This window comes from Kitasatospora sp. NPDC101447 (assembly GCF_044767225.1).
In the GTDB taxonomy this organism is placed as follows: domain Bacteria; phylum Actinomycetota; class Actinomycetes; order Streptomycetales; family Streptomycetaceae; genus Kitasatospora.
This window is the reverse complement of sequence record NZ_JBIWNL010000023.1, coordinates 47,059-72,456: the sequence shown is the minus strand read 5'-3', so window position 1 is coordinate 72,456 and position 25,398 is coordinate 47,059. Positions and strand designations below refer to the sequence as shown.

Annotated in this window: 26 protein-coding genes; 17 read left to right on the top strand and 9 right to left on the bottom strand. The window is 74.1% G+C overall.

Going from position 1 to position 25,398, the window contains the following annotated elements:
• Window positions 1-96 precede the first annotated feature (96 nt).
• Window positions 97-747 carry a helix-turn-helix domain-containing protein gene (locus ACIRST_RS27850; RefSeq protein ID WP_350521783.1) on the top strand — a complete coding sequence of 217 codons (651 nt, stop codon included), beginning with the start codon at window positions 97-99 and terminating at the stop codon, window positions 745-747.
• 38 nt (window positions 748-785) lie between these two features.
• Window positions 786-1,592, top strand: coding sequence for a S16 family serine protease (locus ACIRST_RS27845; RefSeq protein WP_350521784.1), 807 nt, complete (start codon window positions 786-788; stop codon window positions 1,590-1,592).
• A 99-nt stretch (window positions 1,593-1,691) separates the two neighbouring features.
• Here the strand turns inward: ACIRST_RS27845 and ACIRST_RS27840 are convergent, their stop codons facing one another.
• Window positions 1,692-2,174 (bottom strand): Lrp/AsnC family transcriptional regulator, encoded by a 483-nt coding sequence (locus tag ACIRST_RS27840; RefSeq protein WP_350521785.1) that lies wholly within the window; start codon window positions 2,172-2,174, stop codon window positions 1,692-1,694.
• Between the two features lie 270 nt (window positions 2,175-2,444).
• Between ACIRST_RS27840 and ACIRST_RS27835 the strand changes: the two genes are divergently transcribed.
• Window positions 2,445-2,987 (top strand): VOC family protein, encoded by a 543-nt coding sequence (locus ACIRST_RS27835; protein ID WP_402805156.1) that lies wholly within the window; start codon window positions 2,445-2,447, stop codon window positions 2,985-2,987.
• A gap of 50 nt (window positions 2,988-3,037) precedes the next feature.
• Here ACIRST_RS27835 and ACIRST_RS27830 read toward each other — a convergent pair whose 3' ends face one another.
• On the bottom strand, window positions 3,038-3,580 hold the full coding sequence (locus ACIRST_RS27830) for a hypothetical protein (RefSeq protein WP_402805154.1): 543 nt from the start codon (window positions 3,578-3,580) through the stop codon (window positions 3,038-3,040).
• Between the two features lie 134 nt (window positions 3,581-3,714).
• On the opposite strand from ACIRST_RS27830, the gene ACIRST_RS27825 reads away from it, so the two are divergent.
• The 4 genes from ACIRST_RS27825 (at window position 3,715) to ACIRST_RS27810 (ending at window position 9,334) form a co-directional block, all read left to right on the top strand.
• On the top strand, window positions 3,715-4,419 hold the full coding sequence (locus ACIRST_RS27825) for a response regulator transcription factor (RefSeq protein WP_350521788.1): 705 nt from the start codon (window positions 3,715-3,717) through the stop codon (window positions 4,417-4,419).
• Window positions 4,416-5,861: a HAMP domain-containing sensor histidine kinase gene (locus ACIRST_RS27820; protein ID WP_350521789.1), complete on the top strand. Its 1,446-nt coding sequence runs from the start codon at window positions 4,416-4,418 to the stop codon at window positions 5,859-5,861. Before ACIRST_RS27825 ends, ACIRST_RS27820 begins: the two co-directional genes overlap by 4 nt.
• 280 nt (window positions 5,862-6,141) lie before the next feature.
• The gene (locus tag ACIRST_RS27815; protein WP_402805151.1) at window positions 6,142-7,722 is read left to right on the top strand and encodes a cellulose binding domain-containing protein; all 1,581 of its coding nucleotides are present in this window, start codon (window positions 6,142-6,144) and stop codon (window positions 7,720-7,722) included.
• A gap of 220 nt (window positions 7,723-7,942) precedes the next feature.
• Window positions 7,943-9,334: a glycosyltransferase 87 family protein gene (locus tag ACIRST_RS27810; protein ID WP_402805149.1), complete on the top strand. Its 1,392-nt coding sequence runs from the start codon at window positions 7,943-7,945 to the stop codon at window positions 9,332-9,334.
• 74 nt (window positions 9,335-9,408) lie between these two features.
• On the opposite strand, the gene ACIRST_RS27805 is transcribed toward ACIRST_RS27810, so the two are convergent.
• Window positions 9,409-9,825 (bottom strand): SsgA family sporulation/cell division regulator, encoded by a 417-nt coding sequence (locus ACIRST_RS27805; RefSeq protein ID WP_350521792.1) that lies wholly within the window; start codon window positions 9,823-9,825, stop codon window positions 9,409-9,411.
• A 513-nt stretch (window positions 9,826-10,338) separates the two neighbouring features.
• On the opposite strand from ACIRST_RS27805, the gene ACIRST_RS27800 reads away from it, so the two are divergent.
• Both ACIRST_RS27800 and ACIRST_RS27795 read left to right on the top strand, forming a co-directional pair.
• Entirely contained in the window at window positions 10,339-11,940 is a 1,602-nt protein-coding gene (locus tag ACIRST_RS27800; protein ID WP_402805147.1) for an RDD family protein, read from the top strand.
• 91 nt (window positions 11,941-12,031) lie between these two features.
• Window positions 12,032-12,784: an RDD family protein gene (locus ACIRST_RS27795; RefSeq protein ID WP_402805145.1), complete on the top strand. Its 753-nt coding sequence runs from the start codon at window positions 12,032-12,034 to the stop codon at window positions 12,782-12,784.
• A gap of 36 nt (window positions 12,785-12,820) precedes the next feature.
• Here the strand turns inward: ACIRST_RS27795 and ACIRST_RS27790 are convergent, their stop codons facing one another.
• The gene (locus ACIRST_RS27790) at window positions 12,821-13,114 is read right to left on the bottom strand and encodes a hypothetical protein (RefSeq protein ID WP_402805143.1); all 294 of its coding nucleotides are present in this window, start codon (window positions 13,112-13,114) and stop codon (window positions 12,821-12,823) included.
• 246 nt (window positions 13,115-13,360) lie between these two features.
• Here ACIRST_RS27790 and ACIRST_RS27785 point away from each other — a divergent pair, with 246 nt between their 5' ends.
• From ACIRST_RS27785 to mycP, 4 genes are all read left to right on the top strand, one after another.
• A complete protein-coding gene (locus tag ACIRST_RS27785; protein ID WP_350521796.1) occupies window positions 13,361-14,062 on the top strand; it encodes an endonuclease V in 702 nt (233 codons plus the stop codon).
• A gap of 97 nt (window positions 14,063-14,159) precedes the next feature.
• Window positions 14,160-14,612, top strand: coding sequence for a hypothetical protein (locus ACIRST_RS27780; protein WP_350521797.1), 453 nt, complete (start codon window positions 14,160-14,162; stop codon window positions 14,610-14,612).
• 38 nt (window positions 14,613-14,650) lie between these two features.
• A complete protein-coding gene (locus tag ACIRST_RS27775; RefSeq protein ID WP_350521798.1) occupies window positions 14,651-16,087 on the top strand; it encodes a hypothetical protein in 1,437 nt (478 codons plus the stop codon).
• Window positions 16,088-16,221: 134 nt separating this feature from the next.
• Entirely contained in the window at window positions 16,222-17,436 is a 1,215-nt protein-coding gene (gene mycP, locus ACIRST_RS27770) for a type VII secretion-associated serine protease mycosin (protein ID WP_402805140.1), read from the top strand.
• On the opposite strand, the gene ACIRST_RS27765 is transcribed toward mycP, so the two are convergent.
• On the bottom strand, window positions 17,430-18,002 hold the full coding sequence (locus ACIRST_RS27765) for a GNAT family N-acetyltransferase (RefSeq protein ID WP_402805138.1): 573 nt from the start codon (window positions 18,000-18,002) through the stop codon (window positions 17,430-17,432). The two genes, mycP and ACIRST_RS27765, sit on opposite strands and share 7 nt — an antisense overlap.
• Before the next feature lie 215 nt (window positions 18,003-18,217).
• Between ACIRST_RS27765 and ACIRST_RS27760 the strand changes: the two genes are divergently transcribed.
• A complete protein-coding gene (locus tag ACIRST_RS27760; protein WP_402805136.1) occupies window positions 18,218-18,832 on the top strand; it encodes a DinB family protein in 615 nt (204 codons plus the stop codon).
• Window positions 18,833-18,902: 70 nt separating this feature from the next.
• Here ACIRST_RS27760 and ACIRST_RS27755 read toward each other — a convergent pair whose 3' ends face one another.
• Together ACIRST_RS27755 and ACIRST_RS27750 are read right to left on the bottom strand one after the other, a co-directional pair.
• Window positions 18,903-19,343, bottom strand: a complete 441-nt coding sequence (locus ACIRST_RS27755) for a hypothetical protein (protein WP_350521802.1) — start codon at window positions 19,341-19,343, stop codon at window positions 18,903-18,905.
• A gap of 686 nt (window positions 19,344-20,029) precedes the next feature.
• Complete coding sequence (locus tag ACIRST_RS27750; RefSeq protein WP_402805134.1) at window positions 20,030-20,689, bottom strand: hypothetical protein; 660 nt, start codon at window positions 20,687-20,689, stop codon at window positions 20,030-20,032.
• A 256-nt stretch (window positions 20,690-20,945) separates the two neighbouring features.
• On the opposite strand from ACIRST_RS27750, the gene ACIRST_RS27745 reads away from it, so the two are divergent.
• Window positions 20,946-21,950: a hypothetical protein gene (locus ACIRST_RS27745; protein ID WP_350521804.1), complete on the top strand. Its 1,005-nt coding sequence runs from the start codon at window positions 20,946-20,948 to the stop codon at window positions 21,948-21,950.
• 28 nt (window positions 21,951-21,978) lie between these two features.
• On the opposite strand, the gene ACIRST_RS27740 is transcribed toward ACIRST_RS27745, so the two are convergent.
• Both ACIRST_RS27740 and ACIRST_RS27735 read right to left on the bottom strand, forming a co-directional pair.
• Entirely contained in the window at window positions 21,979-22,569 is a 591-nt protein-coding gene (locus ACIRST_RS27740; protein WP_350521805.1) for an isochorismatase family protein, read from the bottom strand.
• Between the two features lie 363 nt (window positions 22,570-22,932).
• Window positions 22,933-24,267: a nicotinate phosphoribosyltransferase gene (locus ACIRST_RS27735; RefSeq protein WP_350521806.1), complete on the bottom strand. Its 1,335-nt coding sequence runs from the start codon at window positions 24,265-24,267 to the stop codon at window positions 22,933-22,935.
• 140 nt (window positions 24,268-24,407) lie between these two features.
• Between ACIRST_RS27735 and clpS the strand changes: the two genes are divergently transcribed.
• Complete coding sequence (gene clpS / locus ACIRST_RS27730) at window positions 24,408-24,701, top strand: ATP-dependent Clp protease adapter ClpS (protein WP_350521807.1); 294 nt, start codon at window positions 24,408-24,410, stop codon at window positions 24,699-24,701.
• Window positions 24,702-24,799: 98 nt separating this feature from the next.
• Window positions 24,800-25,372 carry a DUF2017 domain-containing protein gene (locus ACIRST_RS27725; protein ID WP_350521808.1) on the top strand — a complete coding sequence of 191 codons (573 nt, stop codon included), beginning with the start codon at window positions 24,800-24,802 and terminating at the stop codon, window positions 25,370-25,372.
• Window positions 25,373-25,398: the final 26 nt, after the last annotated feature.

Here is a 25,398-nt window from a genome sequence, read left to right as displayed (position 1 = left end):
CGCACGGCCCGAGCGCGGCCACCCCCACCTGCGCGCGACACCGACCTTGGACCGGCGCCGCCCGCCCCGCGAGTGCCGCGGAAAGGATTGCCCGTCGTGACAGCCGAGACCTCCCAGACCCTGGACCGCGGCGTCCGGGTCCTCAAGCTCCTTGCCGACTCCGAGCGGGGGCTGACCGTCACCGAACTGGCGGCCCGGCTGGCCGTCAACCGCACCGTCGTCTACCGGCTGCTGGCCACCCTGGAGCAGCACGGCCTGGTCCGCCGGGACATCGGCGGCCGCGCCCGGGTGGGACTCGGCGTGCTGCGGCTCGCGCACCGGGTGCACCCGCTGCTGCGCGAGGCCGCGCTGCCCGCCCTGCGCAGCCTCGCCGAGGACCTCGGCGCCACCGCCCACCTCACCCTCGTGGACGGCAACGAGGCGCTGGCCGTCGCCGTGGTCGAGCCGAGCTGGACCGACTTCCACGTCGCCTACCGGACCGGCCTGCGCCACCCGCTCACCGAGAGCGCGGCCGGCCGGGCGATCCTGGACGCGCGCGCCTTCCCCAGCCAGCGGCGTCCCGAACAGGGCTTCGTCATCACCCGTGCGGAGGAGCAGTCCGGGGCGTGCGGGGCGGCCGCCGCGCTGCTCGGGCTGAGCGGCATCGAGGGCAGCGTCGGCGTGGTGATGCTCAACGGCATGGTGCCCGAGCGGGTCGGACCCCGGGTCGTGGAGGCGGCGACCGAGGTGGCGGACGCCCTGAGGTAGCGCCCGCGCGGGGCGCCGGGTGTGTTTGGATTCCCCTTGTGTCCGACACCAAGCTCTCCAAGGCCCTCACCTCCCCGCGGACCCGCGCGCTCGCGCTGTGCGGGGCGCTGGTCGCCGCGCTGTTCGGCGTGGCCGCCTTCGTCCCGCTGCCGTACACCCTCACCTGGCCGGGCCTGACCGCGGACACCCTGGGCACCTACCAGGACAAGCCGGTGCTCACCATCACCGGAGCCCCGCTGCGCACCACCGACGGGCAGCTGCGGATGGTCACCATCACGGCGACCAACCCGGACCAGCGCAACACCTTCCTGCGGTCGATGCAGTCCTGGTTCGACCCGAAGGAGGCGGTCCGCCCGACCGAGACCGTGTACCCGCAGGGCGACCCGGCCAAGGCCGAGGAGGTCACCGCCCAGCAGATGGCCGAGTCGCAGGACAGCGCGACCGCGGCCGCGCTGAGCTACCTCCACCTGTCGCCTGACCAGGTGAAGGTCAAGGTCGACCTGGGCGACATCGGCGGCCCCAGCGCCGGCCAGATGCTGGCGCTGGGCATCGTCGACAAGCTGGCCGGGGACGGCATGGGCGGCGACCTCACCGGCGGGCTCACCATCGCGGGCACCGGCACCATCGACAAGGACGGCACCGTCGGCCCGGTGGGCGGCGTCCCGCTGAAGACGCAGGCGGCCGCCCGGGACGGCGCGACGGTGTTCCTGCTGCCCAGGGACGAGTGCACGGACGCCAAGGTGAACACGCCGAAGTCACTGCGGCTGGTGCCGGTCGGCACGCTCGACGAGTCGGTCTCGGCGCTGAAGGCGCTCAAGAGCGGCGGCAGCGTCCCCTCCTGCTGATCCGGGCGGGCCGGGACGGTCCGGGGCCGGGTCCGGTCCGGGACGCTCCGGCGCGTGCCGCCTCGGAGCGTGGCGTGTCGGCGCGTGCCGCCTCGGCGACTACTCGGCGGCGGCCTGGTCCACCAGAGGCAGGATCCGGTACGGCACCGGGTTCTCCAGCACGATCGCGGTGGACGAGCGGACGATCCCGTCGAAGCCGACCACCCGGTCGATCACCCGCTGCAGATCGGCGTTGGACCGGGCCACGATCCGCACCATCATGTCCCCGATCCCGGTGATGGTGTGCAGCTCCAGCACCTCCGGCACGCTCGCCAGGTGGGCGCGCACGTCCGTGCCCTGGCCCTGGGAGATCTCCAGGGTCGCGAAGGCCGTCACCGGGTAGCCGATCGCCGCCGGGTCCACCTCCGGGCCGAAGCCGCCGATCACCCCCTTGGCCTGGAGCCGGTCCAGGCGGGCCTGCACGGTGCCCCGGGCGACCTGCAGCCGGCGCGAGCACTCCAGCACCCCGATCCGGGGCTCCTCGGCGAGCAGCCGGATCAGCCGGCCGTCCAGGGCGTCGATGGTGTCGTTCGTGCTGCCCACGATCGAAGTACCTTGCGGGGCGGCGGTGTTGGGCGAGTCGTGGGGGCTCGGGGAGTGGGCGGGGGGCATCGCGGCACCGTCCTCCGGTGGGCATTCTGTACAGCTGTGCGGCCGATTCTCCCGCCCCGGGGCACAGCTTGACCAGGAGGAAACGGAACAGTTGCGCGCAGGTCGGCTCGGCGCCACCCTCCAGCCACCACCCCCTGCCCCGGGCCCCCACCCCGGCGCCGGGGCCCCAGCGTCGTCCGTACGCCCACCGGGAGGGCCGTCATGACCGACACCGCCGCCGAACCCGTCCTGCTCCGGGCAGGCGTCACACCGGACGCGGGCGAACCGGGGCCGCTGCCGGCGGGCCGCGCCGACGCGGTGGTCTTCGCGGTCGGCGACGCCGAACGGGCGGCCCGTCGCTACTGCGCCGCGCTCGGGCTGCGGTGCACCGCGTACGCCGGGCCGGAGACCGGCGAGCCGGAGACCACCTCGTACGTGCTCGCCGCGCCGGGGACGCGGATCGTGCTGACCTCGCTGGTGCAGGCGATCGGCCCGCGGGGCCGGGAGCTGGCCGCGTACCTGGAGCGGTACGGGGACGGGGTGCTGGACGTCGCGGTGAGCGTGCCGGACGTCTACTACGCCTACGACTACGCGGTCGACCGCGGCGCGCTGTCGCTGGCCGAGCCGTACCGGGCACGGGACGCGTACGGCACGGTGGTGCTGGCCACCATCGGAGTGCCCGGCGGGACGAGGCACACGCTGGTCGACCGGGGCGGGTACGCGGGGCCGTACCTGCCGGGCTACGTGCCGCACGACGGGTTCTGACGGAGCGCCGCCGGGCGGGGAGGCCCCGGGCCCGATCGGCGCACGGCTCGTCAGCGGACGGCCGTCTCCACGATCGGCGGGTGCCCGTTCCAGTAGACGAAGACCGAGTTGGCCTGGGCGTCCCTGGTGAAGTCGATCCGCATCCACTGCGGGCCGTTCCACACCTGCATCTGCCAGCCCGGGTCCGGGGTGGCGGAGACCAGCGAGGCCCGGTCGGGCATCAGGTCCAGTGCGACCTTGCCGCCCGGGATCGGGTAGCTCTTGACCGTGGACGTCGGCGTGGGCGTCGGCGTGGGCCGCCGGGTGGGCGGCGGGGCGGTCGCGGCGGGGGTCGTGCCGTGCGTCGCGGTGGCGGGCGGGGACGTCGGCTGGGTCGGCGTCGGGGTCGCCGACTGCTCGGCCGGCCGCGGCTGCTCGGGGGCGGCGGTGGGGGAGTACGGCGTTCCGTCGGCCTTGGGGGAGGGCAGCGGCAGCGCCGTGGGCTGCTCGAACGCGGCGCCGGTCAGCACCGCGTGCACGCCGAGCCAGGACAGCGCCACCGCCGCCCCGGTGGCCGCCGCCCAGGCGCCGAGCTGTACCAGTCCGTTCCGCATCGTGCGCACATCCTGCCGTACTTCCGCCCCGCCCGAGACCGGCACCCCTGCCATTCCTCAGGGCAGTTGCACAATGTCCGGACGTGGCCCCGAGGTACAGACCACTGCCCCCCGATGGCGTACCGTGCAGGCCCATGGCAACAGTGCTCGTGGTCGAGGACGACCCCTTCGTACGTTCCGCCCTCATCCGCCACCTGACCGACACGGGTCACGCGGTCCGCAGCGTGGGCACCGCGCTGGAGGCGCTGCGGGAGGTGGCCCAGGTCGGCTGCGACCTGGTGATCCTCGACCTCGGCCTGCCGGACCTGGACGGCAGCGAGGCGCTCAAGATGATCCGGGGCCTGACCAACGTGCCGGTGATCATCTCCACCGCCCGGGACGACGAGGCCGAGATCGTCCGGCTGCTCAACGACGGTGCCGACGACTACTTGGTGAAACCTTTCTCCGGAGAGCACCTCAGCGCCCGGATGGCCGCCGTGCTGCGCCGGCTCGGCAGCGGCGCCGCACCCGTCGCCCAGGTGCTGCGGGTCGGCGGACTGGCCATCGACCTCCAACGGCGCGAGGCCTCCCTGGACGACCGGCTGCTCGACCTGACCCGCCGTGAGTTCGACCTGCTGGCCTTCCTCGCCGCCCGCCCCGGCGTGGTCGTGCCGCGCAAGGAGATCCTCGCCGAGGTCTGGCAGCAGACCTACGGCGGCGACCAGACCATCGACGTCCACCTCTCCTGGCTGCGCCGCAAGCTCGGCGAGACCGCCTCCAACCCCCGCTACCTGCACACCGTCCGGGGTGTCGGGGTGCGGCTGGAAGCCGTCGGGGGCCCGGCGGGGCACCGGACATGAGGAGGTTCGGGCACTCGCTGCGCTGGGCCCTGATCAAGGCCGCCGTGGCCGGGACCACCATGGTCGCGCTGGCCTTCCTCATCCCGCTCGGCCTGATGGTCCAGCAGACCGCCCGGGACCGGGCGTTCACCGCCGCCGAACGCCAGGCCGCGGCGCTCGGCCCGGCCCTCGCGATCACCACCGAGCAGGACGCCGTCACCCGGGCCCTGGCCAGTACGGACGCGGGCGGGCAGGGCCGGATGGCGGTCCACCTGCCGGCCGCGGGCCGGCCCGAGACCCCCGAGACCCCCGGGACGGGCGGGCCCGGCGGCCCGACGCTGGGGGAGGGCCGGGCCGCCGCCGGCGACGTGGCCACCGCCGGCGGGCAGGGCCGCTCCTTCACCGTGCAGGTGCCCGGCGGCTACGCCCTGCTCCAGCCGGTCGCGGTGGACACCGGGCGGACGGCCGTCGTCGAGGTGTTCGTGGCCGAGAGCGACCTCACCCGGGGCGTCTCCACCGCCTGGCTGGTGCTCTCCGCCGTCGCGCTCGCCCTGGTCGCCATCTCGGTGCTGGTCGCCGACCGGATGGGCAACCGGATCGTCGCCTCCGCCCGGCGCCTCGCCGGCGCCGCCCGCTCCCTGGGCGCCGGCAACCTCGCGGTCCGGGTCCCGGTGACGGGCAAGCAGGTCGACGGCAGCCCCGAGGAACTGCGCGAGGCCGGCCACGCGTTCAACACCATGGCCGACCGGGTGGTCCAACTCCTCGCCGCCGAAAGGGAACTGGCCGCCGACCTGTCCCACCGGCTGCGCACCCCGCTGACCGTGCTGCGGCTCAACGCCGCCTCGCTCGGCGACGGCGACGCGGCCGACGCCACCCGGCACGCGGTCGCCCAACTGGAGCGCGAGGTCGACCAGATCATCCGCTCGGCCCGCCGCGCCCCCGAGGACGCGCCCGCCGTCACGGTCGGCTGCGACGCCGCCGAGGTGATCCGCGAGCGGGTCGGCTTCTGGTCGGCACTGGCCGAGGACGAGGGGCGCCGCTGGCAGCTCGCGGGTGCCGAGCGCCCGGCACCCGTACCCGTCCAGCGCGGCGACCTGGCGGCCGTCGTCGACGCGCTGCTCGGCAACGTCTTCCGGCACACCGCCATCGGCACCGCCTTCTCGGTGGACGTGCTGGCCACCGACTCCTCGGTGATCGTGCTGGTCGGCGACGCCGGCCCCGGGTACAGCGACCCGGCCGCCGCCCTCAAGCGCGGCGAGGGCCACGGCGGCGAGGGCTCGACCGGCCTCGGCCTGGACATCGTCCGCAAGCTCGCCGAGACCACCGGCGGGGACCTCGCGCTCGGCCGCTCCGCCGTCCTCGGCGGCGCCGAGACCAGGCTGCGGCTGCGCACCCGGCCGCAGGAGGCAGCGGGCGCGCGGACCGGACGGCGGCGGAGCCGGGGAGCGCTCTTCCAGCGGTGACGGGCCGGCGGTCGCGGTTCCGGCGGTTGATGGCGGCCTCCGGCGGCTTCCGGTGCTGACGGTGGTTCCGGTGGTGACGGCGGGTCAGTGGAGGGGTCTTCCTTAACTGCGGCCTAAGGGAGTTCTACCCCTCGCTCAGCAAGCCGTTCCGGCCCCCGGGCCGCCGCTAGCGTCGGTCGCGCCGGTCACCCGACCGAGCCGGGCCGGCCGCCCGGACGTCCGCAGGCACCCCGTGCCCCGGACGGCGGCCGACCGACGTCACCCGCGGAGGTAACGCGCCATGACCACCCAGCCCACCCGCCGCTCCGGCCGTCGCAGGCGCAGCCGCAAGGGCGCGATCGTCGGGGCCGCCGCGGTCGCCGCCGCCCTGGTCGCGGGCGGGACGGTCGTCCTCGCCTCCTCGGCCAGCGCCGCCTCGCTCGGCGCCGTCTACAGCCGCACCAGCACCTGGGACGCCGGCTACACCGGCCAGTACCTGGTCACCAACCCGGACAGCCGCCCGATCGAGGACTGGACGCTCAGCTTCGACCTGCCGTCCGGCGCGAAGATCGACTCGCTGTGGAACGCCGCCTTCACCACCCAGGGGCAGCACGTCACGGTCAAGCCGGAGTCCTGGAGCAAGCGGCTGGAGCCCGGCAAGAGCGTGGTGGTCGGCTTCGTCGCGCAGGGCGCGGGCGCGGCCCAGGCCGAGCCGGGGAACTGCCTGATCAACAACGTCTCCTGCAAGGCGGGCGACGGCACGCCGCCCACCCCCTCCGGGCGTCCGACCGCCACCGCCACGGCCACCCCGACCGCTTCCCCCACCGCGACGGCGAGTGCCACCCCGACCGCCACCGCCAAGCCCAGCCCCACCGCCACGGCGAAGCCGACCACCCCGGCGCCGACCCCCACCCCGACCGTCACCCCCACGGCGACCGGTGTGCCCGTTCCTCCGGTCGGTGCCGGGGCCGGCTTCGCCCCGTACGTGGACACCTCGCTGTACCCGCCGTACGACCTGGTCGCCACCGCCAAGGCGAGCGGCGTGAAGAACGTCAACCTCGCCTTCGTGGTGTCCGGCGGCGGCTGCGTGCCCAAGTGGGGCGGCGTCAGCGACCTGTCGGCCGACGCGGTGGCCGCCCAGATCGGCGCGCTGCGGGCGATCGGCGGTGACGTCCGGATCTCCTTCGGCGGCGCCAACGGCAGCGAACTGGCCCTCGCCTGCTCCTCCACCGCCGACCTCACGGCCGCGTACCAGAAGGTCGTGGACGCGTACGGCGCCACCAAGCTGGACTTCGACGTCGAGGGCGGCGCGATCGCCAACGCCGCCGCCAACACCCGGCGCGCCCAGGCCGTCGCCCAGCTGCAGAAGAACGCCGCCGCCAAGGGCAAGGCCCTCGACGTCTCCTACACCCTGCCCGCGCTGCCCTCCGGCCTGACCCAGGACGGCGTCAACCTCGTCGCCGACGCCAAGGCCAACGGCGTCGCGATCGGCGCCGTCAACATCATGGCGATGGACTTCGGCGACGGCGTCGCCCCCAACCCGCAGGGCCAGATGGGCAAGTACGCGATCGCCGCGGCCACCGCCACCCAGGCCCAGGTCAAGAGCGTGCTGGGGCTGGACGACGCGGCCGCCTGGCGCAGGGTCGCGGTCACCCCGATGATCGGCGTCAACGACGTGGCCAGCGAGGTCTTCACCGTGGCCGACGCCAAGCAGCTCGCCGATTTCGCCAAGGCCAAGCACCTCGCCTGGCTGGCCATGTGGTCCGGCACCCGCGACAAGGCCTGCGACGGCGGCGCCAAGGGCTACGCCGACGCCACCTGCAGCAGCATCGTCCAGCAGCCGCTGGACTTCACCCGGGCCCTGGGGGCGTACACGGGCTGACCGCCCGCCGGGCCCCGCCCCCGGCCTCCCCGCCTCTCCCGGTCCCTGGTGGCCCTCCCGGCCCCGGCCGTCCGCGCTCCGAGCTCCACCCCGAGCCACTGCGCGGCCGGTCGGGGCACCTTTGTCACGTTCCGTAGTCGAACGAGTCCCGTACCGTTCGGGTGGCATCCGGTATCGTCGCTGGTTGGCCGAGCGGTGGACGGAGTGAACAGTGACAGCGGTGCAAGACGAGCGAAGCCCGGTGCGGACCGCACCCGACCCCTCGCCCGAGCCCCTGTCGGACCAGCTGCGCCGCGTGCTCGGCGCTCCCGTCCGGGCCCTGCGCGAGGCTCCCCGCCGTCCGCTGCTGGCCGCCTCCGCGCTGGCCCTGTTCTCCCTGGTCGTGTACGCAGTGGTGCGCCACTTCGTCCACACCTCGATGGTGGACATGATCGTCTACCGGGCCGAGGGCGCCGCCGTCGCCGACGGCTCCGACCTGTACGGGCTGCGCGTCACCGAGTGGAACCTGCCCGCGACGTACCCCCCGTTCGCGGCGATGCTGTTCGTCCCGACCACCTGGTTCCCGGTCCCCCTCCTCCGGATCGTGATCACTCTCGGCAATGTCGGGCTGCTCGCCCTGCTGACCCATCTGTCGTTCAAGCTGGTCGGCTGGCCGCGCCGCGAGCTGCGGCCGATCGGCGTGATCCTGGTGACCGGCCTCGGGGTCTGGCTGGAGCCCGTCTTCACCACGCTCCGCTACGGCCAGATCAACCTCGCGCTCGCCTGCCTGGTCCTCTGGGACCTCACCCGCCCGGACGGGCGCCGCAGCAAGGGCGTGGCGATCGGCATCGCCGCCGGCATCAAGCTCACCCCCGGCCTGTTCGCCGTCTACCTGCTGGTCACCGGCCGGATCCGGGCCGCCTTCGTGGCCGGCCTCACCTTCCTCGGCACCTTCCTGCTCGGCGCCCTCGTGCTGCCCGACGCCACCTGGGGCTTCTGGACCAAGTACCTCTACGACTCCTCCCGGGTCGGCAAGACCTGGATCGTCGACAACCAGTCGCTGCGCGGCGCCTTCGCCCGCCTGCTGCACAGTGCCGACCCCGGCACCGTCGCCACCCTCGGGGCCGGCCTGGTCGCGGTGGCCGGCCTCGCCGTCGCCGCCTGGGCCGCCCGCAGCGCCCGCTGGCTGCCCCGGGCCGAGGCCTGGGGCGTCTGCTGCGCGGCCGTCACCGCCGTGCTGATCTCCCCGATCAGCTGGACCCACCACTGGGTCTGGTGCGTGCCGCTGCTCGTCCTGCTCGCCGCCGAGGCCTCCGTCGAGCACGCCCGCCCGGCCGGCGTCCGGCGACTGCGCTGGCGGGCGGTCTTCTGGGCCACGCTGGTCGCCTTCCTGTCCTTCGCGATGTGGGCGGCGAAGCCGGTCGGCGTGGCAGTCCTCCACATGTCACCGTGGCGCCAGCTGCCGACCTCGGTCTACCCCTGGGTCGGCCTCTGCTTCCTGCTCGCCGCCGCGATCCGGATAGGGGCGCGGCGACGCTCCGCCGGCGTGCCGGCGGTCCGGCTGCCCGGACAGCGCGACGCCGGCGGCCCCGACGCCGCCCGTGGTCGTCAGCAGGCCCCCGCGGCCCGCTGAGCCGACGGGGGCGCCGCTCCTGCGTCCTCGCTCCGGTGCGTGGTGCTGCGTGCGCTGCATGCTGCGGCGCACGCCTACGCGAGCAGCTCGGCGAGCGAGCCGTCCATGTCCAGCGCGGCCAGCTCGCTGCCCGGCGGCACCAGGCGGTGCGCCCGCTCCAGCCAGGCCGCGACGGCCGGCAGCGGCGCCTCCAGCAGCGCGTCGCCGGCGGGCGAGCTCAGCGCCAGACAGAGCACGCTGCGCCGGCCCGACCGCGTCGGCCAGATCCGCACGTCGCCCTGGCCGCACGGGCGGAAGGTGCCCTCGACCAGCAGCTCGCGGGCGAACACCCAGGTCACCGGGGAGCCGGTGTCCAGGTGGAAGGTGATGTAGACCGCGTACGGGTCGTGGCTGCCGTAGGACAGCCGCGCCGGGACGGGGACGCTGTGCTCGGGCGAGAGCACCAGGTTGAGCTCCAGCTCGTGCTCGACGACGCTGACGTGGCGTTCCATGATCGTCTTCCTCTCTGCCTGCGGGGCGTGCCCGGTTCCGGGCCCTGTGACCTTTGAGAGGGCGGTCCGCACCGGCTCTTACACACGTTTCCGGGATTTCTTCGGGAAGTTCGACGAGGGGTGGTGAAGGGGGCGGTCGCGCGGCGTGCGAGCGTTCGCCGCGCGCCTGGTTCTTTATCGCGAGCGGCCCGGCGCTGTCCGGGGATTCGCGAACTTCCCGTCAGGGCTCCGGCGAGGTACTACCCTTTGTGACTGCCCGGCGACTGTCCGCCCATCGGTGGTGCCCCCACGCGCGCCGAGCGCCGGGCGCGCCGGGTCGTGCGCGCGGGCGGACGCGGCGCATGTCGACTCACGGTTCCACCGGCTCCACTGGCTTCGTCGGTTCCACCGGCTCCACCGCTCCACTGGTTTCGTCGGTCCCGGGCGGCCGCATCCGGCTCTCCCGAGGCCCTCGCCGCCCGCCACCGTCCTTCTCCTTGCCCTCGTCAGGACCTGCCAGGAAAGAAGACCCCCATGACGGACCGCTCCTTCGCCGACGGAGGCGACCCGGCCGTCGCGCCCCAGCCGGGCTACTACCCCGACCCCTCCATCCCCGGCTTCGTCCGGTACTGGGGCGGCTCGGCCTGGGTGCCCGGCACCAGCCGGCCCGCGCCCGCCGAGGGCGAGCTGCTGGAGCCGCCCCGGTACGCGGCCCGGCGGCCCGCCCCGGGCCGACCGCCGGCGCGGGCGGTGCCGCCACCGGTGGTTCCGGCGGCCGTCGTGCCGGCGCCTGCGCCCACGCCGGTGCCGGAGGGGCGGCCGCCGGCGGGCGGGGGCGACACCGGGCCGGTGTACTTCGACCAGACCACGGGCGGGGCGTCCTTCGTGATCGGGCCGCGGGTGGCGGAGGTGATCGGCGGTCCGGTGTTCCGGACGGTCGGGCCGGCGTCGTCGACGTCGTCGGCCGCAGGCGCGGGCGCCGGGGGCTCCGTGATGTCGGACCCGTCGTCCGGAGAGGGGGGCCCGGCGGGCGCGGCGTTCCCGGCCGGGGGTTTCGCGGCGCCGGCGGTGGCCGCGCTGCCCGGCCCGGCGCCGGTGCCGCTGTCCGAGGCAGCCCCGGGGGAGTCGGGATGGCAGGCCGATCCGGGGGCGCAACGTGGGCTGATGGAGACCGGCGGCGCGCCGCGCTGGGTCTCCTGGGGGGTGCTTCCGGGGGCGCCCGACGAGGAGGACGAGCGTGCGGAACCGGAGCGCGCTCCGGCAGCCGTGGCGCCGGCTGCCGTCGTCGCACCCGCCGCGGCAGTGGCCCTGCGGAAGGCCCCGGCTCCGTCCGTCGAGGCCGCGCCCGTCGAAGCCGCGCCCGTTGAAGCCGCGCCCGTCGAGGTCCCGCCCGTCGAGGCCTCGGGCGCGGTGCCGGTGGTGGAGGAGGCGTCGGCCGAGGGGGCGGGCCCCGGTGGGTCCGCCTCGGGCGCTGTGCCTGCCAAGTCCGCCGGGTCCACCAAGTCCGCCGGGTCCACCGGGTCTGCCGGGTCCACCGGGTCCGCGAGGCGCGGTGCGCCCGCCGCCGTCACCCCCACCGCTCCGCTGCCCGCCGTGGGGTCGGCCCGGAAGGCCGCCGCCCGTCGTCGCTCCGCCGTCCCCGCCGCGGTGCCGGCCGGGCTGGGGCGCCGGCTCGCGGCCCGGGCGGTGGACACCGTCGTGCTGCTGGTGGTGGCCGTCGCCGCCGCCATCCCGCTCGGACGCTCGGTCTCCGACCACCTCCAGCAGAAGCTCGACCAGGCCCGGATGGCCAGCGCCCTCACCCGCCGTCAGGTCCAGGTCTGGCTGGTGGACGACGTGGTGCTGGGCAAGATCGCCGTACTGATCGGCATCCTGCTCCTCGCCGGCCTGCTCTACGAGGTGCTGCCGATCGCCCGCACCGGCCAGACCTTCGGCAAGCGGCTGGCCCGGATCCGCGTGGTCGACGCCGCGGCCCCCGCCCGAACCCGGCTGAGCCTCGGCCGGTCACTGCTCCGGTGGACCGTACGACAGGTGGGCGCGGTGCTGCTGCTCGGCCTGGTCTGGCCGGTGTTCGACCGTCCGGCGAGGCGCGGCTGGCAGGACCGCGCGGCCCGCACCCGGGTGGTGCGGGTCTGAGACGCCGAGCCCCTCGGCCCTTCCGTGGCGGCGACGGCAAAACGGGCGAAATATCCCGAACCCTGAGAATGTGTGATGTTCTACTCGGGGCATGAGCACCCACGACCCCTCAGGCCCCCAGCCGGAGGGGGGCGGCAAGCCCTCCTTCGACAAGCAGTCCCCCCAGCCGGGCGGCGGCGCGCCGGAAGGCGAGCCGTCAGGCCCGACCCCGCCCGAAGAGCCGCCGCAAGGCCCGCCCGGAGGTGAGCCCGGCGGCCCCGGCGCCTACCAGGGCACCTACGGCGGGAGCGCGCAGAGCGGACCCGCCCACGGCCGGACCCCGTACGACCGCAATCCGTACGACCAGCCCCCGCCCGGCTACGGCACCGGCTACGGCCCCGGCGCGTACGGGACGCCCGGCGGCGGACCCGTCCCCGGCATGCCGCCGCTCGGCACCTGGCCCAAGCGGATCCTCGCCCGGCTGATCGACTACCTCCTCGTGCAGGCCGTCGCCCTGATCGTGGTGGGCCCCTTCGTCGACCTCGGTGCGCGCAGCGGCTCCGCCGAGGCCTTCTGGCTCGCCTGCCTCATCTACCTCGTCTACGACGCCCTGATGCTCAGCCGGGACGGCCAGACCCTCGGCAAGAAGGCGACGAAGGTCCGCGTCGCCATGCTCATCGACGGGAACATCCCGACCCAGTCCGCCGCCTGGACCCGCTCGGCGGTCTTCATCCTCCCGGCCCTGCTCTGCTGCGCCGCGCTCTGGTGGGTCATCGACCTGGTCTTCGGCGTCTTCGACAAGCCGTACCGGCAGTGCATCCACGACAAGGCCGCGAAGACCGTGGTGGTCACCACGGAAGTCTGAGCGGCGGCGCGGAACGCTCCTGCGCCCGGCGGCGGATCAGCGCTGCCGGGCGTACGCGCGCTCGGGGGCGGTCGGGCCCGCCGGGGTGCCGCGGGGCGTCTCGGCCGGGCCCGGCTCGGTGGTGGAGGCCGCGGTGGTGGCCGTGGTGGCGGTCGCCGCCGAGCGGGAGAGTGACAGCACCGTCACCACGGTGCCGAGTGCCAACGCGAAGACCACCACGACCGCGACCGCCAGGACGCCCGAGGCGCCCGAAACGGCCAGCAGCGCCACCGTGGCGGCGACGACGGTGAACGAGCCGAGGCAGGCCTGGGCAGCGGAGGGACGCGGCATGGCGGGGGTCCTTCGCACGTCGGGGGAAACGGGCGGGAGTGGTGCCGGTTCCAGGAGTCCTACCCGGCAAGGCAGTTCGATACGTCCAGGCTAGTCCCCCCGCCCGGGAGCACAGGGGGCGCACGGGCTCACCCCGGGGTCGTCCGCCCCGGTCTGTACGGTGAACCGCAGCGCGTCGACGACACGCACCACCACGCAAACGCCGCGCCCACCGCGCAGCACCACCACTCCCCGGGGGAACCGACCGTGCCCGTGCCCGCCGACTGGCCCACCACCGAGGCCGCAGCACTCGCCGAACAGCAGCGGCTGCGCCCGCTCGTCCGGGCCCACGACGACGAGGACGCCCCCGGTGACCTGATCGCCGGCGTGGACGTCGCCTACGACGACGACCGCGACCTCGTCGTCGCAGCGGCCGTCCTGCTCGACCGGGACACCCTGGACGTCGTCGAACAGGCCACCGCCGTCGGCCGGATCGCCTTCCCCTACCTCCCAGGACTCCTCGCCTTCCGCGAACTCCCCGCCGTACTCGACGCACTGGCCGCCCTCACCCGCACCCCCGACACCGTCGTCTGCGACGGCTACGGCCTCGCCCACCCCCGCCGCCTCGGCCTCGCCAGCCACCTCGGCGTCGTCACCGGCCTGCGCACCCTCGGCGTCGCCAAGACCCCCTTCACCTTCGACCACCACGAACCCGACGCGCCCCGCGGCTCCTGGACCCCGCTCACCGACCCCGCCACCGGCGAAGAAGTCGGCCGCGCCGTCCGCACCCGACCCGGCGTCAAACCCGTCTTCGTCTCCGTCGGCCACCGGATCGGCCTCGACACCGCCGTCCGCACCACCCTCGACCTCGCCCGCCGCTACCGCCTCCCCGAGACCACCCGGCACGCCGACTCCCTGTGCCGCCGCGCCCTCGCCGAAGCCCTGCGTGACGGGACGACCGCGAACTGACCAAGCCCGGGGCAGGATTCGGGACCGGTGTGTTAGACATGAGGCACCGGGGCCCGGCCCCGACCGCCAGGGACGGACGCACGGGGGAGGCGCCGACATGGGATCAGGCACGGGTACCGGTTCGACCGGCGGAGCCGGCCAGGGCTACCGCGTCGAGATCGAACAACTCCGCGCCTTCGCCGGCCAAGTGCGGCTCCTGCTCGCCGACTTCCAGAAACACGCCGACGGCACCGACACCCACGGGCGCAGCGGCGTCGGCAAGAACGCCTTCGGCGAGTTCGCCGAAGCCACCGAGATCCACGGCCGCTACAGCACCATGCGGGACGCGCTGCGCGACGTCCTCAACCAGCTCCAGGAAGCGGTGAACGAGGCCCAGCTGAACGCCGACCTCACCGCCACCAACTACGAGGAACACGACCAGCACACCGCGCAGAAGCTCAAACTCAAGCTCAACGGTGACGGCTGGTCCGTCGCACAACCCTCCGCCACCAGCCAGGCCGCGCACGAGAAGAACCTCACCCCGTCCAACCGCGGCAACGCCACCATCTAGCGGCCGCCCGCCCGGACCCGAACGGAGGCGAACCGCCCGTGGTCTACACCGACTTCACCAAGTACAGCCACGCCCAACTCCGCACCATGGCACAGGCCCTCGACCCCGGCGCGGTCATGGCCGCCGGCGACCCCTGGCGCGCGGCCGCCGACACCCTCAAGCAGATCCGCCTCACCCTCACCAAAGCCAGCACCGAAGCCGCCACCACCTGGGAAGGCACCACCAGCGACGCCTTCCACACCCGCATGCTCAACCTGGCCGCCGGCATCAACAACGCCGCCGCCTACGCCAACGACGCGGCCAACATCCTCCACAGCGTCTCCGAGGCCATGGCCAAGGCCAAACGCGAGATGCCCGAGGAGCCGGGCAACTGGGACACCTTCAAGGACCACGTCGGCGACGGCCTCGCCTCCGTGTTCGGCGGCGGCGACGACGAACACATCCCCATCGCCGACCGCAAGAAGGCCGAAGCCGCCACCGTCATGCAGACCCTCGCCATGCACTACCGCATCGCGACCCCGGCGCTGAAGGCTCCGCCGATGTATCTGCGGCCGCCGAACGATGACATTCGTGATGTGGGACCGCAGAACGACCCGACCGGTGCTGCTGCAGCCGCGGCGGCCGCGATGGTGTCGGGCACGTCCTTCGGAGTCGGGGGAGCGTCGTCGCGGGCAACAGCGGTCCCTGCGCCACCGCGGTCGAAGACCTCTCAAGCCCCGACGGTGGCCGGATCGATGGCCAAGAGCGCGGCCGCCCCGACCGACTCCGGGATCAAGGGGGGTGCGGCACAGGCCCCGCCGAAGCCGTCGAATACGACGAGCCGTGGCTCCGATGAGGGCATCTCCGGTACTCCCGTGTCACGTCCGAGCGGTAGCGTGCCGAGCACCCCGACTTCCGGGACTCAGACCTCCGGCTTGACCGGGGTACCTGCTGCAGGCCCCGCGAACGGACCGGTCTCGGGGGGAGGCGGGCAGACGATCGTCAGCCCTGCGGGGCCGACCCAGCAGAATCCGTCGGGCCCGCCCGGATTCGACGGGAGCAGGGCCGGATTCGGCGGCAGCCGTGAGACACCCGTGGAAGGTGCCGGTCCCCGCGGGGGTCGAGCCGCCGGCACCGGTGGTGGCGGTGAGATTCATCCAGGTATCGGAGTCGGGGGCCGCGGGGCATCCGGCGCCAAGCAGGTCGCCGGGGCCCCGGCAGGCCCTGGGGTCCCCGTCCGACAGGCTCCGTCCGACGCCGGAGCGCGCGGCAAGCAGGCGTTCACGGAAGGCGGGTCCGGGCTGGGGGCGCGAAACCGGCTCAGGGCCGAGCCGGGTGCCGCGAGCGCGAACGGCATGTCTCCCGGCGTTCCGCTGAGCGGGGCACAAGGACGCCGGAAGGACCGGGAGAAGGACGGCAAGCGGCCGGACTACCTCGTCGAGGACGAGGAGACCTGGGCGTCGGACAAGCCGACCAACCCGAACGTGGTGGAATGAGGCCGGTCCGTGGACGGACGGGTGATCTGATCGCATCCCGCAGGTCGGTGATCTGCGGGATGCCTCGTTGAGTGGGGTGACCAGGTTTGGCGAGCCGTCGGTTGGCGCGTGGCACAGCGGCCCTTGCCGCCGGGATGTTGATCTGGGGCGTCGTCGCACCGGCGGCATCGGCCGACCAGATCAGGGATCAGCAGTGGGCGCTGAAGTCCTTCGAGGCCGATGCCAAGGTCTGGCCGGTCAGCCAGGGCGAGGGCGTCATCGTCGCGGTGGTCGACACCGGGGTGAACTCGGAGCATCAGGACCTGACCGGTCAGGTTCTTCCGGGGGCTGATTTCTCCGGTACCCAATCGGACGGCCGCATCGACACCGACGGCCACGGCACCGGCATGGCGAGCCTGATCGCAGGACACGGGCACGGTGCGCAGACCGGCGTGATGGGTCTTGCCCCGAAGGCGAAGATCCTCCCGGTGAAGGTGCGGACGAGCGACGGCGGACCCATTCCCGAACAGAACGATCTCGCGGAGGCGATCCGCTTCGCGGTGGATCACGGAGCGCGGGTCGTCAACATGTCCATCTCGGGGTCCTCCCGCTTCGAGACGCAGGTTCGAAAGGCCGTTCAGTACGCGGTGTCGAAGGACGTCGTCCTGGTGGCCGGCTCGGGCAACGACGGCTCCGACAGGGGCGTCGAGTATCCCGCCGCCTTTCCCGGGGTGGTGGCAGTAGGAGCCTCGGATTCCAAGGGCGTCGTGTGGGACGGCTCCACATCGGGATCCGAGACCACGCTGATCGCTCCCGGAGTGGAGATCTACCGGGCCACGGCGAAGTCGTCGACGAGCTACGGGGTCGCGAACGGCACCTCCGACTCCACCGCCTACGTCTCCGCCACTGCCGCGCTCATCCGGTCCAAGTACCCGGACCTGTCGGCCGGGCAGGTCATCAATCGGATGATCAAATCGGCCACCCCTCCCGCCAACGGGACGGTCGTGCCCAACAGCCACTACGGCTACGGGATCCTCGCGCCCGCGAAGGCGCTGGAGGCGAACCCGTCCGTGGACGGCGGGCCTCGGGAGAATCCGTTGGCGAAGCGGCCGGAGACCAAGGGGACGCCGCCCGGCGACGACGCGAGCGACGACACGGACCAGCCGTCCGCGGAGCCCCCGGTGCCCGCGGCCGCCGGTGGTGGGAGCGGGGGCGACACCGGGCTCGTGATCGGTGCGGTGGCGGCCGGTGCGGTGGTCCTGGGGTTGTCGGTGGTGGCGGTGGTCCAGGCGCGGCGGCGGAGGCGGGCGGCGGGCGGGGGAGCCCAGCCGCCGTACCAGCAGCCTCCGTACGGCGGGACGTATCAGTGAGTGCTCAGCCATTCCTCCCGTAGGGCGGCCATGTGGAGGACGTCCCAGTAGCGGCCGTCCCAGTGGTGGGCCTGGCGGGCGCGGCCTTCCAGGGTGAAGCCGGACTTGCGGTAGGTGCGGGCGGCGCGTTCGTTGTACTCGAAGACTTCGAGCCGGACGCGGTGGAGGCGGACGGTCTCGAAGGCGTGGCGCAGGACCAGGAGGGTGGTCTCGGTGCCGATGCCGCGGCCGGTGCTGTCCGGGGTGAGGGCGATCCGGTACTCGGCGGAGGCGTTGTCGGGGTCGACGTCGGTGAGGGCGGTCTCGCCGAGGAAGCGGCCGGTGGCGGGGTCCTCGACTGCGAGGTCGAGGCGGTCGGGTCGGTCGGCGCGGGTGGTGCACCACTGGTGGATCCGGTCGCGGGTGAAGCTGGTGCGGGTGCCGGTGAGCCGGTTGGTCGTCTCGTCGGAGCAGAGTTCCCACATCGGGTCGGTGTGGCGTCCGTCGAGGGGGACCAGGCGGACGGTGGGCCCGTGCAGGGTGGGTTTCACGGCGAGTGCGGCCAGGTCGGCGGGGTCGGCGGTCATGCGGTTCAGGATGGTCGGCCGGTTTCCGGTTCGTCCACGCATTTTCGTCCGGTCGGTCCGGGCGGTCCGGTCGGCCCGGGTGGTCATTCGGCGACGGCGAGGTCGGCTTGGGCGATGCGGGGACCGAGGACCCGGGGGCGGACTGGCAGGATTTCGGCGGCCGCTGGCGTTCCTGCCGCTGGTGGGGTGTCCGCGGTGGCGGCCATGCTGGGCCCATGAGCACTTCTGAGAACGCGGGGACCTCCGAGACCGCCGGGACTTCCGAGACCGCCGGGACTCCGGTGAACGCCGCCGCCGGGGAGATCGTCCCCGACACCAAGGACTGGACCTGGGTGCTCGAACGTCCCTGCCCCGACTGCGGGTTGGACACGCCGCGGGTGGTGCGCGAGGACGTCGCCGGGATGATCCGGGCGAACGCGGAGGGCTGGCTGGCGGTGCTGGCCGGGGACGAGGAGGGGCTGCGTCGCCGGCCGGAGCCGGGGGTCTGGTCGGACCTGGAGTACGCGTGCCACGTCCGGGACGTCTTCCGGCTGTTCCACGTCCGGCTGAACCTGATGCTCGACCAGGACGACCCGCTGTTCTCGAACTGGGACCAGGACGAGACGGCCGTCGCCGAGCGCTACGTGGAGCAGCTGCCGCGGGTGGTGGCCGGGGAGTTGGCGGAGGCGGCGGAGACGCTGGCCGCGGGCTTCGAGCGGGTGACCGGCGAGCAGTGGCGGCGGACCGGGAACCGGAGCGACGGGGCGCGGTTCACCGTCGAGTCGTTCTCCCGGTACCTGATCCACGACCCGGTGCACCACCTGGTCGACGTGACGGGCGAGCGGGTCTGAGGCCGTCCGGAAGGCGCGTGGGGCCGCACGGCGGGGCCGCGGGAGCGCGTGGGTCGCGTGGTGCCCGAGGTCACCAGCCGGAGGCCTCGCGCAGCATGGTGCGGCGCAGCCGTCCGGCCACGCTGGCGGCGTCGGTGCCGATGACGTCGGCGATCTCGGGGGCGGCGAGGCCGACGACGTAGTGCAGGATCGCCAGGTCGTCGTCGGCCGGGTGGCGGTCCGGGTCCGGTGGCTCCCGGCGGGTGCGCTCGGCGACGGTGCCGCGCAGGATCTCCCAGGCGTGCGCGGTCGGATTGGAGCTTCCCATCAACTCGCGCCAGTGAACCGCGATTTCGGCGAACGCCTGCTGGACGGCGATGGCCGCGTCGCCGTGCTCGGTCAGCCACACCCTGGCGTAGCTGAGGTACCGGGGGCGGTGGAGCTCACAGAAGGCCGTGAACTCCAGCGGTACGTCCTCCGGCTCGCCGGGCCCCGGGGGTGGCTCGGCTGAAGTCGCGTGACGGTTGGTCATCTCGTCTTCTCGGAAAGGGAGATGGGTTTCTGACGGTCGATCATCTGTGCTCACTCTACGGTAGGCCCTCGGTGCGCTGGGTGACCAATCCGATGGAATGCCCGGAACCCGCTGCCGCCCGGCCGGTTCCGGTGGCGACCGGGTCGTGAAGGGGCGGTGGAGCGGTCGGGCGGGGCTGGCGGGGGGCCGGCGCCGGTCCGGCGGGGTGGTGCTGCGCAGTGACGTGGGAAGCGTAGGTGCGAGTGCGTCGCGGCTGGTCAGAGGGTGTGGAACGGCTGTGGCTGCAAGGCAGTTGATGTGCCACCGTAGGTCCTCCGGAGGCTGGCGTCCACGCCCACGGCGCGAACCCGCGCCCGCACAACCACCCGCACAACCGCACTCACGACCACAGCGGCGATCACCGTGACGAGGGACGCGGATGCGGGTACGGGCGTCACCACGACCACACGCATGGCCCTATCCGGGGCCGTGCTCGCGGAGTGGGTGCGGGCCGTGCGCCATCGCGGGCGGCGGCGTGCGGGGGGTGTCCGTCGGTGCACGGGGTGTCCTCCGGTGTCCGTCGACGTCCGTCGATGTCCGCCGACGTCCGTCGATCGTGCCCCGGCGGCCGGAACTGGCCTCGGCGGCCGGGGCGGTGCGGACGGACGGTGTGGTCGTCCGTCGGGGGGCGTCCGTCGGGGAGGTCGTCAGGTGGTCGTGCGGGCCTCCGTCGGGGAGATCCGGTCGGCGGCGGTGTCCCGCTCGATCTGGGCGGGGAAGGACTCGACGGCCCGCCGCCGGGCGGCCTGTGCGGCCGTGGCTGCCGCGGCCGCAGCCGCCACGGCTGCCCCGGCGGCCGCTTCCTCGCGCTCGCAGCGGTGCGCGGTCCCGCCGGTGTGCGTCCCGCCGGCGTGTGGCCCGCCGGTGTGCGCCCCGGTGGTGTGTGTACCGGGGCCGTGCGCCCCGCCCGGATGCGCCCCGCCCGCGTGAACCGTCGGTGCGTGCCCGCCGGAGCCCCGCCCCGACGCCCGTCGCCGGCCGCCGACCGCGGCCCGGGCGGCGTGTTCCTCGGCCGCCTGTCTAGCGGCCAGGTAGGCCTGCACCGCCGCCATGCCGTAGACCGGCTGGATGAGCTGGTGGCCCTTGAAGAACGGTCTGGCCGGGGCGAACCCGGCGGCGACGACCAGGTCGCGGATCTCTGCTATCTCGGCCTCGCTGCGGGCGGTGAAGCGGACCTCCCAGCCCTTCTTGTACGTATGGCCCTTTTCGCCGCTGCGGCGGGCGGGGTCCGGGCGGCGGACGTATCCGGGCAGGCGGCCGAGGCGGAGCTGGGCCGCGCGGAGGCCGGCGGTCTCGTCACGTGACATGACGTAAGCCTAGGCAATCCCCGGGGCGGGATTGACGCCTGGAGGGTCCCTCGCCGTATGCCTTTGGTCACTCTGGGTCAGGCGACCAGGTCGGCGATCGTTTTCGATCAGATATGGCAACCGGCTGGGCGTCAATTACTCCAAATGAGTGAGGGTATGAGGACTTTAGTGCGGGCTGATCCCGGTTTAGCGACGGTTGCGTAACAGTGCGTCAGGCTCCCGGTCGCGGGTCGGGGTGGTTGGGGATGGTGTCGGCATGAGCTACCGGATTCCCTCGCCTCCGCCGTCGCTGGAGGAGCTGGCGAAGCGTCAGCAGAACGTCGTCACCGCGAGTCAGCTGCGTGCCCGGGGCGTGCCGGCCCGCGTCATCACCGAGCACTGCCGTCGGGGCGGCCCCTGGCAGCGGATGCTGCCGCGGGTCTACCTGCTGCAGTCCGACGGGCCGACCCCGGAGCAGCGGATCTGGGCCGCGCTGCTGTACGCCGCGCAGAACGGCCGTGAGGAGGGTCGTCGCGAGGGGGCGGTGATCACCGGTGCGGCCGCTCTGGCGCTGTACGGCTTCGCGGCCGTGCCGCGGCTGCCGGCGGTGACCGGGGTGGACGTCCTGGTCCCCCGTCAGCGCCGGCTGAAGGACGTCGGCGAGGTGCGGATCCGGCGCACCGAGCGGGAGTTGGTGGCCCACTCGGTGCACGGCCTGGCCTGCGCGCCGGTGGCCCGGGCGGTCGCCGACGCGCTCGGCGAGTGGACGGCGGTCCCGGGAGCCCCGGCACCGGTGCGCGAGGTGCTGCGCGAGGCCGTCTCCCGCCGCGAGAACGGCTGCACGGTGCGGGAGTTGGCCGTGGAGCTGATCGAGTCCGGGCTGACCGACGAGCCCCGGGTGCGTTCCGCGCTGGACGAACTCCTCGCGGCCGAGCGGGACTCGGTGCTGGAGCGACTCGGCCACCTGGTGGACGAGTGGCTGCTGCCGGTCCCGCTGAACGCCCCCGAGCTGCGGATGCGCGGCGGTACGTACATCGCCGTCCCGGACCTCTACTGGCCCGAGCGCGGCGTCGCGGTGGAGGTGGACTCGGACCTGCGCTGCGTCAGCGAGGGCGAGGCGGCCTGGGTGCGCGGCGGCCAGCACCGGATGGAGTACCTGGGCATCCGGGTGGTGTACGTCTCCGGCGCCCGGCTCGCCGCCGACCCGGACGCGGTCGGCGGCGAGCTGCGCGAGGCCCACCGGGCCGGCGGCACGGACGTGGTGGAGCTGCTGGTGGTCTGAACCGGAGGTGCCGCGGGCGCCGGGTGCGTCAGGAACGGACCACCGGCGCGCCGACCAGCTCGACCCCGGCCGCCCGCAGCTCCTCCAGCGCGGCGGCGGTGGTCTCCGGAGCCACCCCGGCGGTGAGGTCCAGCAGGACGCGGGTGGCGAAGCCCGCCCGGGCGGCGTCCAGCGCCGTCGCACGGACGCAGTGGTCGGTGGCGATGCCCACCACGTCGACCGCGTCGACCTGCCGCTCGCGCAGCCACTCCACCGGACCGCGGTTGTTCTCGTCCAGCCCCTCGAAGCCGCTGTACGCCGCCGAGTGGGCGCCCTTGTCGAAGACCGCCTCGACCGCGCCGGAGATCACGGAGGGCGCGAAGTTGGGGTGGAAGCCCACGCCCTCGGTGCCGGCCACGCAGTGCGGCGGCCAGCTGTCGACGTAGTCCGGCTCGGCGGAGAAGTGCGCACCCGGGTCGATGTGGTGGTCGCGGGTGGCGAGGATGTGCTGGTAGCCGGGGGAGGACTCGGCGATCAGGTCGGTGATGGCGGCGGCCACCTCGGCGCCGCCGGCGACGGCCAGGCTGCCGCCCTCGCAGAAGTCGTTCTGAACGTCGACGACGATCAGTGCCCGGTGCATGGCTCGCATCCTCGGATGTCGGGGGCCCGCGGGAGGCGGCGCCCCGGTGGGGGAGCCCTCGGGAGTACTCGGCCCGGCGGTGCGGGCTCGGGGGGTTCTCGGGGAGCTCCGGGGAACTCTACGGCTGACTCTAGGGAGTGCCGCGCGGGGGCGGAAGCCCCGGGGCCCGTCCGGTGGCCGGACCGGAGGCGGGTCCGGTGGTCGGACCGGTGCCTCCGTGCGGGCGCCCGTGCGGGCGTCCGCGTCCGTCCTCGGGCGGGTCGTCCGTCCGGACGGGGTACGTCGGTCGCCGGACGGGGTGCGTAGGACGGGTACGTCGGACGGGCTGCGTCGGACGGGTGCGTCGGTCGGGGCCGCGCCCCGTCAGAGCACCACGTCGGCCGGCAGGAGCAGCTCGGTCGGCAGCACCGGGTCGCCCTTGGAGAGCTGGGTGGCCGACAGCGGCAGCGCGGCCCGGGCGCGGACGTGGCGCTCGCGCGCGGCGCTCAGCGGCTCCCGGCCGACCGTCTCGCCGGCCCGCACCAGCGGCACCTGCACGAGGTGCGGCCGCAGCTCGTCCGGGACGGGCCCGGTGCCGACCACCTCGGCCTCGGCCACGCCGTCGGCGTCGGGCCGGCGGGCGGCCCACTTGCGGCCGCCGATGCTGGTCTTGCCGCCGGCCGCGCGCTTGGCCACCGGCACGAGCGGACCGCCGTCCGTCCCGGCGCGGGCGACCAGCTTGTAGACCATCGCGCAGGTCGGGTGCCCGCTGCCGGTGACCAGACTGGTCCCGACGCCGTAGCCGTCCACCGGCGCGGCGGCCAGGGCGGCGATCGCGTACTCGTCCAGGTCCGAGGTCACGATGATCCGGGTGTTCCCGGCGCCCAGCTCGTCCAGCTGTCGGCGGACCCGGTGGGCCAGCAGGGTGAGGTCGCCGGAGTCGATCCGGACGGCGCCCAGCTCGGGGCCCGCGACCTCGACGGCGGTGCGCACGGCCTCGTGCAGGTCGAAGGTGTCGACCAGCAGCGTGGTGCCCTTGCCCATCGAGGCGATCTGGGCGCGGAAGGCGTCCCGCTCGCTGTCGTGCACCAGGGTGAAGGCGTGCGCGGCTGTGCCGGTGGTGGGGATGCCGTGGGTGAAGCCGGCCTCCAGGTCGGAGGTGGCGGCGAACCCGGCCACGTAGGCGGCCCGGGCGGCGGCGACGGCGGCGTGTTCGTGGGCCCGGCGGGCACCCATCTCGATCACCGGGCGGCCGCCGGCGGCGGCGGTCATCCGGGAGGCGGCGGCCGCGATCGCCGAGTCGTGGTTGAGGATCGACAGGATCACCGTCTCCAGGATCACCGCCTCGGCGAAGCTGCCCTCGACGGTGAGCAGCGGCGAGCCGGGGAAGTAGACCTCGCCCTCGGGGTAGCCCTGGATGTCGCCGCGGAAGCGGTAGTCGGCGAGGAAGCGCAGGGTGTCCTCGTCGACCACGTCCTGTCCGGACAGCCAGTCGAGCTGGGCGCTGGAGAAGCGGAAGTTCTCGACGGCGTCGAGTACCCGGCCGGTGCCGGCCATGACGCCGTACCGGCGGCCGTTCGGCAGGCGGCGGGTGAACACCTCGAAGACGGAGCGGCGGTGCGCGGCCCCGCTGCGCAGGGCGGCCTGCAGCATGGTGAGCTCGTAGCGGTCGGTGAGCAGCGCGGTCGAGCCGGCCGCGCGCACTGAAGTGGCGTCCATGAGGATGATGCTACTACCACTTAGCGTCAGAGTGACGATTTCTCGCCGAGTGGGCCGGGTCGGAATCGCCCGGGTGTCCCCCGGATGGCAGCATGGGGCTTGAGGACCAACGGACGAGTGTGCAGCGAGGAGGACCCGGCGTGAGTGTCGCGCCCGCAGAGATCGAGCGCCCTGAGGTCGAGGGGCTGCCGGTGACAGAGCCGGACACGCCCTGGGTGACCATCGTGCACAACGACGCGGTCAACCTGATGAGCTACGTCCAGTACGTGTTCCAGGCCTACTTCGGCTACCCGAAGGACAAGGCCAGGAAGCTGATGATGGACGTCCACACCAAGGGGCGGGCGGTGGTCTCCAGTGGTTCCCGCGAGGAGATGGAGCGCGACGTCCAGGCGATGCACGGCTACGGCCTCTGGGCGACGCTGCAGCACGACTGACGCCGGGCCGACGGGTCGGGCGGCCGCGCGCCGACCGGCCGAACGCCGACCGCCGACCGCACGACACGAAGACGACGAAGACGGGCTGACCGATAGAGATGGCTGGGTTGTTCGAGAGCACCGGCGGTGGCGGCGCGGCGATCGCGCTGGACGAGTGGGAGGCCTCCATCCTCCGCTCGCTGGAAGTGCAGTTGCTGGAGCTGATCGGCCCCGGCCCGGGTGGGGAGGGCGGCGACCCGCTGGCCGCGCTGTTCGCCGAGGGCCCGACCGAGGCACCCGCCGACCCGGTGCTGAACCGCTTCTTCCCGGACGCCTACCGCGACCCGGAGAAGCCGGACGACGAGGAGGCCCGGGCCGCGTCCGGGGAGTTCCGCCGCTTCACCGAGCTGGACCTGCGGGCCCGCAAGCGGGACGACGCGCTGTTCGTCGTCCGGGCGCTGGACGGCCTCGGCGGCGCCGGGGTGCTCAAGCTGGGCGCTCCCGACGTCCTGCGCTGGCTGGGTGCGCTGAACGACCTGCGGCTGGCCCTCGGCGTGCGGCTGGAGGTCACCGAGGACGACGAGGAGGGCCTCTACGCGCTGCCGGACGGCGACGAGCGCAAGCCGCTGGTGATGGCGTACCTCTGGCTGGGCGCGCTGCAGGAGTCGCTGCTGGAGGCGATGGCCGACTGAGCGGCGCCGGCGGGCGGACGGCCCCG